This is a genomic window from Acinetobacter tianfuensis (assembly GCF_003611465.1).
GTDB lineage: Bacteria > Pseudomonadota > Gammaproteobacteria > Pseudomonadales > Moraxellaceae > Acinetobacter > Acinetobacter tianfuensis.
In genome coordinates, this window is sequence record NZ_RAXV01000038.1 from 26,714 (window position 1) to 35,957 (window position 9,244).

Below are 9,244 nucleotides of genomic sequence, written 5' to 3' on the forward strand. Positions count from 1 at the left end.
ATACACTTTAAGAGTATTGCGGTGATTGATCCGCCTGATATTGATCCAGCGCATCATCAATACTCATATCTGCCGGCGGCGGTGGAATATTTGCAGGCTGCGCTTCTTCATAGCTGACCGCTTTGGCTGCTTTAGATTTCACATGGTATTCCACATAAAGCGCTTCTTTACCGAAGTAATCACGCAGTTTAATCAGCAGCTCATCTAAAGGCGCAACTTTCCAATTGATGCCTAAATGCAGCTCTGCATAGGCATAGTCAAACTCAAGCATCAGCTGTACTGGAATATGGCTGCACATATCGACATTGCAGAAGGGCTGCAATATGTTTTGCATATCCTTGGCCAGTGTCTTCGTGATGTGCTCAGAACTGAGTTTGATTTGAATACTGTTGGCGCGCTTTTGACGGATTTCATTTAGGCTGAATGCTTTGGTCAAGCGGCCAAGCGGACGGTCAAAACCTTCACGCTCATAAATTTCACCTTCAATGACGACAACTTCATCGACTTTAACAATGTCTTTAAAGCGTTGGAAACGTTCATGATTGGTTGAAATTTCTATACGTGCCGTACCGTCATCCAGCGTTACCATCATTCGGTTCGGGAAATTGGCAACATCTACCACAAGGCCTGCAAACACCGTAGTCACACCGCGGCGGGTTGGTGTCAGCTCATTAATTTTGGCAGGTATAAACGCTTTTAACTCTTGGCGGTAAACATCAATTGGGTGACCTGTCAGGTACAAGCCTAAAGTATCTTTTTCACCTTTAAGGCGGACTTCATCTGACCAAGGTTTCACTGGCTTAGATGGTTTACGCTGAACCTCTTCAACCTCACCAAATAAGTCCATAATGCCTGTTTCACGGTTTTGACGCGCTTGGTCGGCAGCTTGCACTGCTTCAGGAAGCTGCATCATGAGGTCGGCGCGTTCTAGGCCTAAGCAGTCTAAAGCGCCGCCGCGAATGAGGGCTTCCAGTGTCCGTTTATTGATTTTCTTAAGATCAACACGGTGGCAGAAATCGAATAAATCTTTATACGGGCCGTCTTGTACACGTGAGTCAATCACTGACTGCATTGCAGCCTCGCCGACACCTTTAATTGCACCTAAACCATAGACAATGGTTTTTTCATCGGAAGCATGGAATTGGTAAATCGACATGTTCACAGATGGGGGAAGTACTTCAATGTCATTGTGGCGGCAGTCATCAATTAAGAACACCACGTTATCGGTGTTTTGCATTTCCGATGACATTACCGCAGCTAAGAATTCCGCAGGGTAATGCGCTTTTAGCCAAGCCGTTTGATAAGCAACAAGGGCATAGGCTGCGGCATGTGATTTATTAAAGCCATAGCCTGCGAACTTTTCCATATAGTCGAAAATATGGTTGGCAGTATCGGCGTCAATATCTTTTTTGGCAGCGCCTTCGGTAAAGATTTGGCGCTGTTTGACCATTTCTTCTGGTTTTTTCTTACCCATGGCGCGGCGAAGCAAGTCTGCGCCGCCTAAGCTGTAGCCTGCACAGTACTGCGCCGCCTGCATGACTTGTTCCTGGTACACCATAATGCCGTAAGTCGGTTCAAGTACGCCTTCAAGCAATGGGTGCAGATACTCGAAGTCACCGCCGTGCATACGATGGATAAAGTCAGGGATCAGATCCATCGGGCCTGGACGGTATAAGGATACAAAGGCAATAATTTCTTCGAATTTACTTGGGCGCGCCTCTTTCAGCATCTTTTTCATGCCCACGGATTCAAACTGGAATACCGCTGTAGTATTCGCTTCAGCAAAGATGAGATAAGCATCTTTGTCATCTAGAGGAATGAATGCAATGTCTAAAGGCACTTCGCTTTTTATGCGCTTGTTGATGTTTTTAACCGCATCTTCAATTACGGTTAAGTTACGCAGACCCAAAAAGTCGAACTTCACCAGACCAGCGGCTTCTACGTCGTCTTTATCGTATTGAGCGACACGGCCAGTACCGTCTGCATCACAGAGCACGGCAGAGAAGTCGGTAATTTTGGTCGGGGAAATGACTACGCCGCCGGCATGTTTACCTGTGTTGCGGGTAATACCCTCAAGTTTCAGCGCCATTTCCCAGATTTCAGCCGCATCATCATTATCTGGATTCGATGGATTGGTCACAATGTCTTTGAGCTGCGGCTCCGCTTCAATCGATTCTTCCAAGCTTAAACCTAATGGTTTTGTTGGAATCATTTTTGAAATGCGGTCAGCTAAACCATAGGATTTACCCAATACACGCGCCACGTCGCGGATGGCGCCTTTGGCAGCCATGGTACCGAAGGTTGCAATCTGTGATACCGCATCACGTCCATAAGTACGTGCTACATAGTCAATCACGCGGTCACGGCCGGCAATACAGAAATCGACGTCAAAGTCGGGCATAGAGACACGTTCAGGGTTTAAGAAACGTTCGAACAGCAGGCCATATGGCAGCGGGTCAAGGTCAGTAATTTTTAAACTGTAGGCGACGAGTGAACCCGCACCAGAACCGCGTCCAGGACCAACAGGCACGCCATTGCCTTTAGACCATTGAATGAAGTCCATGACGATCAGGAAGTAGCCGGGGAAACCCATTTTTAAAATGGTGCCAATCTCGTACTCAAGACGTTCATCATAAACTTTACGGATATCAGGCCAGTCTTCACCGCGTTTTTCAACTGGGTATAAGAAATTAAGACGTTCTTCCAAACCTTCTTGCGATAAATGTTCAAAGAAGGTGTCAATGGTATGGCCTTCAGGGATTGGATAATCGGGTAGGAAATATTTACCCAGCTGCAAGGTTACGTTACAGCGTTTCGCAATTTGATAGGTGTTTTCAACTGCTGATGGAATATCGGCAAAAAGCTCAACCATTTGCTGGCTGGTTTTAAAATACTGTTCAGGCGAATAGTTTTTAGGGCGGCGGCTGTCACCTAGCACATAACCGTCTGCAATACAGACACGCGCTTCATGCGCTTCAAAATCGCTCTCTTTCATGAAGTGCACATCATTATGCGCAACGACACCAATATTATATTTTTGGGCAAGTTTCAGCGCTTCAAAAATGAAGTCTTCTTCGTTTGCGCGGCCTGTACGCGCAAGTGATAAATATACACGGTTGCCGAACTTCTCAATCCATTCTTCAAGCAGCGGTTCTGCTTTTTGCGGATTAGATGTAATCAGCATTTTTCCGACATCAGACTGAATGCCGAGCAGGGCAATCAGGTCATCTGCTTGGTCTAAAATCCATTGTTTTTGCACACATGGAATATCCAGCTGCTGACCGCTGATATAGCCTTCTGAAACCAGTTCAGTCAGGTGGCGCCAGCCGGTGTTGGACATGGCCAATAAAGTCATGCGGTGTTCAGCATCGTTTAAACGGATTTCTGAACCCATAATTGGTTTAATGCCTTTACCTAAACACTTGCCATAAAATTTAACGGCTGCATGCAAGTTAGACAGGTCTGTAATGGCTAGTGCAGGCATGCCATCTGCTTCAGCGGCTTTGACCAAATCGGGTATGCGTACGATCGATTCCGTAATCGAAAATTCTGTATGAATACCAAGATGAACAAAGTGCATAGATGAGTCCCTGCGAAAACAGCTGACTATTTTAGCATGCTCTGGAGTTAAACTTACGTTTATTGCATGGCTTTCTACAGTTTTATCGGTTCACTGTTTACGCAATAAACGCAGATCGAAGTTGATGTTTAGCAAGCAATTCCTTGATTAATTGAAAATGCGCTTAATTTTCCATTTTTAAAGTTAAAAGCTAAGTTGCCTATATAGGGTAAATCATAGTTGAGCGGTTCTTTTAAAATACTTTTAGCCGTTTGGGGCGGGAGTAAAATGACATAAGCGGTTTCATTTGGATGGGCTAATTTTGCGCTCTTGGGAAAATCTTTTTGAAACTGCTGAAAGGTATATTGGGGCGTAATAGACATCTGACCCATTTGAATTTTATCGTGAATTTGATAGCTATTACTCCATTCCAGCCAAACATTTCCCTTGGTTTGACCTAATTGGGTAAAACTGTTTTTATTTTTATAAAATGAATCATTTTTAATTTGAGGATTATCCTCGGCATAAACTTCAAACCTTAAAAACTTAGCTTGGGTTGATGCATGGAATTCGGTATTACCCGTACAATCTGAGTATTCATACTTGAGTTTGACTGGATTTTTGCCGATTAGAACATTTGCTTTTGCTGCCGCTACAGGGGATGCTAAATCGATGCCATTGACTTGAATGCTGGTGACATAATTGTAGTCAGCGATTGAGGCAGAAATTGTTGTGCAAATAGTTGAACCAATAATGAGTACTGGAAAGCGTTGATAGGCGAGTCGCATAACTGTCCTTTTTTTAACTTTGTTGTGTAGAGGTTTCAAAGGATGAATGTATTTATGTTAGGTCTTGAAATATGTATGCTTTTGCAGCCTTCGCAGAAGTTGCGTTTATTATTTTGTAATTCATGAGATTAAAGTGTTTTAAATAAGGAAATGGGTAATATTGTTTCTAATTTTACATAACTTCTGAAAGAATAAAATAATATCGACAGAATTAAACCCTCATGTAGAGGGTTTAATGAAATGATTGATTTGAAGTCTTAACGAAGTTTAGATAGCCAATCACCTAGGCTTTGTACGATCTGTACCAAAATTAACAAGACGATAACCGTTAAAATAACCACGCTGGTATCAAAGCGCTGGTAGCCATAAGAAATAGCCAAGTCGCCGATACCGCCAGCGCCGACTGCACCTGCCATTGCTGTTGCACCAATGAGGCTGATGGTTGCTGTGGTTAGATTTAAAATGAGTGAGCTGCGTGATTCGGGCAATACAAATTTGGTAATGATTTGCCACGGTGAAGCACCCATTGCTTGAGCAGATTCAATAATCCCATCATTGACTTCCAGCAAAGAGGTTTCAATTAAGCGGCCGATGTAAGGGCCGACATAAATGGTCAGCGGTACAATGGCTGCCCATGTGCCAATAGAAGTGCCGACAATCACTTTAGTCAGCGGAATCACCGCAATCAGCAAAATAATAAACGGCAAAGAACGCAGCGCGTTTACAATCGGGTTTAGGCCATGGTAAACCAAACGGTTTGGCAGAATACCGGCAGGACGGGTGACAAATAAAATAATGGCTTGGATGAAACCCCAAATGCAGCCGAAGAGCATGGCAAAGAACACCATATGAAAGGTTTCTTGCATTGCAGTCACAAACTGATCAATGGAAAGGGAGCTTTTCCAATAAGGCGCAGTAACTTCTGTTAGCCATTGAACAAACAAGTCTCTCATGCTTGTACTCCCGGTTGTTCTACTTTTACGCCATGCTGTTCAAAAAAGGCAATGGCCTTTTCAATTTCAGCGGTATTGCCTAAAAGCTGTATAAACATTTGCCCAATGACTGAACCATCAATTTCAGTCATATTGGCAAATAAAATATTCAGGCTGACATCAAATTGTTTAATAGCAGCTTGTACAACCGTTTCCTGAGCAGAGGTGCCCAAGAATTGCAGGCTGTAAATACTGTTATGATTTTTATTTTCAAGGTTATTTAAAATGTTCACAGGCAGTTGCTGCTGCAGCACTGTTTGAATAAAGGTTTTAGTGGTTGAGTGCTGCGGCTGGCTGAATAAATCCAGTGTACGGCCTGACTCAATGACTTTGCCATGCTCCATAACAGCAACATAATCACAGACTTTCTCAATCACGTCCATTTCATGTGTGACCATGACAATGGTGATGCCTTGCTCTTTATTAATCTTTTTCAGCAAGTCTAAAACAGATTGTGTTGTCTGCGGGTCTAGGGCAGAAGTTGCTTCATCGCATAGTAAAATTTTAGGGTGGTTGGTCAGCGCGCGTGCAATACCGACACGCTGTTTTTGACCGCCTGAGAGTTCATCGGGATAAGCATCTTTTTTATGTTTTAAATCGATGAAATCCAGCAGTTCGGCCAAACGCTTTTTACGTTCAGCTTTTGCAACACCCAGCAGCTTTAGCGGAATTTCAATATTTTCTGAAACTGTTTTCGTTTGCAGTAAATTGAAATGCTGAAAAATCATGCCAATATTGGTGCGCTCTTGACGCAATTCACGCGCATTCAAGGCAGTGAAATCTTTATCATTGATAAAGATTTGACCTTGGCTTGGACGTTCCAGCAGGTTGATCAGGCGGATTAAGGTACTTTTACCTGCACCGCTGTAGCCAATAATGCCAAAAATACAGCCGTCTGGAATATCCAGATTAATCTGGTCCAGCGCCGTAACAGTTTGGCCTTTAAGCTCAAAGTGCTTGGAAATATTTTTAAATTGAATCATAACGTCAAAAGCTATAAATAAAAGAAAAACAGGCAAATTAAATTTGCCTGTTTAGATGCACAAAGTATATTACTATTTTGCGTCTGTAAGATAGCTTACAGGTTTATTTACATCAACTTTAGTGCCGCCAAAGTGGTCTTGCACGTATTTGCCTACAGCCGCAACATGGTAAAGTTCACCTACTTTTTTCAAGGTAGGGTCGTTTTGACGGTCAGCAGCAACAGCTAAAACGTTAACGTTCATTTTTGTACTTTGGTCAATTGGTTCATAATAAATCGCATCTTTTAATACGTTTAAACCGCCTTCCATAGCCAACGTATTACCCAATACAATCGCATCGACTTCGTCTTTCACACGTACTGCTGTTGCCATCTGAATTGGTTTAATTATGATATTTTTAGCATTTTCAGCGACATCTGCAGTTGTGCCTTTAACATTGTCAAAGTTGGCTTTAAGCTTTACTAAGCCCGCAGATTGTAAAAGCAATAATGCGCGTGATTCGTTTGCTCCGTCATTTGGAATAGCAATCGTTGCGCCAGTTTTAAACTCTGCAAGCGTTTTTACTTTGCTTGAGTAAATACCCATTGGCTCTAAGTAGGTTGTAGAAAGCGGTGCAATTTTATCTTTATTGCTTTCGTTAAATGCCACCATATATGCATAAGACTGGAACGCATTGACATCAATTTCTTTATTCGCTACAGCAGTATTCATAGACACATAGTCTGTGAAGTTTTTCACTTCAAGCTTAATGCCGGCAGCTTTGGTTTCTGGCAAAGTTGCAATATAGCGCCAAACATCAGCATCTGAACCTGTAGAAGCCATAGTGACAGTTTGCAGTTCTGCTGCTGAGTCTGTTTTTGCTGCTGCATCAGTTGCTGGCGCTTCAGATTTGCCGCAGCCAACTAATGCTACTGATGCGCCTAATACTAGGCCAAGGAGCTTTTTCATATTTTCACCCAAGTAAATTTAACGTTAAATTTACATATTTTAATGTACAGAGAGTTTTTAAAGCTTTGAATCAGACGAGCTGATTTATGCTTGAAAATTATAAACGGCAAATATTTTGTTGCAATCAGATCTCCGTCTAAACTAAAAAGAGAGACTATTTGTAACAGGCAAGGTGCTGTAAACAAAAGAGTTTAGCTAGGGTGAAACCTAAATTGCGTGAGTCATAGTAACAATATTTTATTATGCAATATAGTGATGAATAATTTAATGCTTAGCAGTTATGCTGCAAAGGATATGTGAGTTATTGATTAAATAATATTTAAAAACAATATATTATTTTTAATTAATTTAATGGTGAAACAATATTTGATCAAAATTATTCTTTATAAGAATTTGTCTATTCTAAATCATAATTTTGCATAAAGAGTTGGTGTTTGCATCATTGGGAGATCGTGCCGATATAGTCAGGGCATCTGCCGCTTTGGGAGCTTTGCAGAGAAGTATTTCCTGAGCATATTGGGAAGAAGCGCCGACTTGTACTTTTATATTAAAGTGAAGCGGATTGTGGCTCAGCATTAGCAAAAAGTGTGATGCAGAAAATCACCGCGATGCATTTCGTACAGTACATGACGACGTAATGGATGCTCAGCTGGAACAAAAGGATGATCAAATTCTCGTACTTTATCCATACCGAGTCTTTGCATGACACATTCAGAGGGCGTATTGATGCATGCAGTCAATGAAATCACACGATCTAGTCTCAGGTTTCTCAAAGCATGCTTTAACACGGCTTTAGCACCTTCGGTCGCATAACCTTGATGCCAATATTGTGGCAGTAAGCGCCAGCCAATTTCAGGAGCATCGGCTATTTCAAACTCGGGTGGATGAACGTGTAAGCCGATAAATCCAATAAATTCACCTGTGGCTTTAAGCTCGACAGCATATAAACCCCAACCGCGTGTTTCTATTGCATCATGCATGCGCTGCATGAATGCGATAGCTTCCTCTGCTGTCAGCTTTTTAGGAAAATAACGCATGACGTCGTCATCTGCGCACATTTGGATAAATGGGGCAGTGTCGGAGTCTTGCCATTGGCTGAGGATCAGGCGAGGAGTTTGGAGTTGATTAGTCATAGTGACAATAGATTATCGTTTGATTGACTCATATTCTAGTTGATACAGCTCGTTGATTAGTAAAAACTCTCTTTGGAGCTGAGAGAAGGATTTTTTTACTTCACTATGAGCGCGTTGATTGCGATAAGCTTTAAACATATTTACAAAAAGTCTGCCTATGGCATTAGAGGCTTCTTCATTTTCTGCCTCCCATTTGAAGGGGGATAACTTATTTTTCTTTACGTCTGAACAGAATGCATCTTCCATTAGTGAGCTAGAGAATTTTTGCGAATTTATTTTTTCTCGAATAATATCTTCTAATCGAGTATACGCAGTCATTATTGATGCATCAGCATCTAATTTAAACTTAAAAGCTAAATCTATAATTCTCTCGTCAATTAAATTTAATGGCAATTCGCTAGGATAATAGTCATTTATTTTTAAAGGTTCATTAAGCATAAAATCTAAATTGCTAATGTAATCATAAATTGTGTTAGTCCGGCTATAAGAACTATTTAAGAAAGACTCTACATTACTATCACTTAACGAATTTTGCCTAATGATTTCAAATTCTTTAGTTGATATAAGCAGCTCTTTGATTTCAATTTTATGCCTTTGCAATAGTTTTAAAGCTTTAACAAAACCTTTATAACCTTCTGAGATATAATCTGATCTAAAGCCATATCTAATGAGATAAACAGTTCGATAACCTTTAATTAAAAAACAATGATTATGATCATTAGTTAAAACAAGTGCTCTTTCAACTTGTTCTTCAAATTGTAGAACTAAGGCAATTGCTTCAATGCAATCTTGCGTATAAGGTGTCCCTAAATATTGTATTTCTTCAGATGGTTGATTAAAT

7 protein-coding genes are annotated in these 9,244 nt (G+C 41.3%); all 7 read right to left on the reverse strand.

The features are described from left to right. Window positions 1-7: 7 nt before the first annotated feature. Window positions 8-3,580 (reverse strand): DNA polymerase III subunit alpha, encoded by a 3,573-nt coding sequence (dnaE, locus tag D7V32_RS14570; RefSeq protein ID WP_120403565.1) that lies wholly within the window; start codon window positions 3,578-3,580, stop codon window positions 8-10. A gap of 128 nt (window positions 3,581-3,708) precedes the next feature. Continuing rightward, complete coding sequence (locus D7V32_RS14575) at window positions 3,709-4,386, reverse strand: hypothetical protein (RefSeq protein WP_228200230.1); 678 nt, start codon at window positions 4,384-4,386, stop codon at window positions 3,709-3,711. 218 nt (window positions 4,387-4,604) lie between these two features. Beyond that, the gene (locus D7V32_RS14580; RefSeq protein WP_120403566.1) at window positions 4,605-5,300 is read right to left on the reverse strand and encodes a methionine ABC transporter permease; all 696 of its coding nucleotides are present in this window, start codon (window positions 5,298-5,300) and stop codon (window positions 4,605-4,607) included. Beyond that, window positions 5,297-6,322: a methionine ABC transporter ATP-binding protein gene (locus D7V32_RS14585; RefSeq protein WP_120403567.1), complete on the reverse strand. Its 1,026-nt coding sequence runs from the start codon at window positions 6,320-6,322 to the stop codon at window positions 5,297-5,299. The genes D7V32_RS14580 and D7V32_RS14585 overlap by 4 nt, the downstream gene beginning before the upstream one ends. Before the next feature lie 72 nt (window positions 6,323-6,394). Beyond that, window positions 6,395-7,270, reverse strand: a complete 876-nt coding sequence (locus tag D7V32_RS14590; RefSeq protein WP_120403568.1) for a MetQ/NlpA family ABC transporter substrate-binding protein — start codon at window positions 7,268-7,270, stop codon at window positions 6,395-6,397. A 575-nt stretch (window positions 7,271-7,845) separates the two neighbouring features. Then, window positions 7,846-8,403: a GNAT family N-acetyltransferase gene (locus D7V32_RS14595; RefSeq protein WP_120403569.1), complete on the reverse strand. Its 558-nt coding sequence runs from the start codon at window positions 8,401-8,403 to the stop codon at window positions 7,846-7,848. Window positions 8,404-8,415: 12 nt separating this feature from the next. Next, on the reverse strand, window positions 8,416-9,244 hold an 829-nt coding region (locus tag D7V32_RS14600; protein WP_120403570.1), incomplete at its 5' end, for a TIGR02391 family protein.

Bases quoted from the DNA above. Each gene is read 5' to 3' on its own strand.
- D7V32_RS14585 (WP_120403567.1), bottom strand. From the start codon at position 6,322: ATGATTCAATTTAAAAATATTTCCAAGCACTTTGAGCTTAAAGGCCAA.
- D7V32_RS14595 (WP_120403569.1), bottom strand. From the start codon at position 8,403: ATGACTAATCAACTCCAAACTCCTCGCCTGATCCTCAGCCAATGGCAA.
- dnaE (WP_120403565.1), bottom strand. From the start codon at position 3,580: ATGCACTTTGTTCATCTTGGTATTCATACAGAATTTTCGATTACGGAA.
- D7V32_RS14580 (WP_120403566.1), bottom strand. From the start codon at position 5,300: ATGAGAGACTTGTTTGTTCAATGGCTAACAGAAGTTACTGCGCCTTAT.
- D7V32_RS14590 (WP_120403568.1), bottom strand. From the start codon at position 7,270: ATGAAAAAGCTCCTTGGCCTAGTATTAGGCGCATCAGTAGCATTAGTT.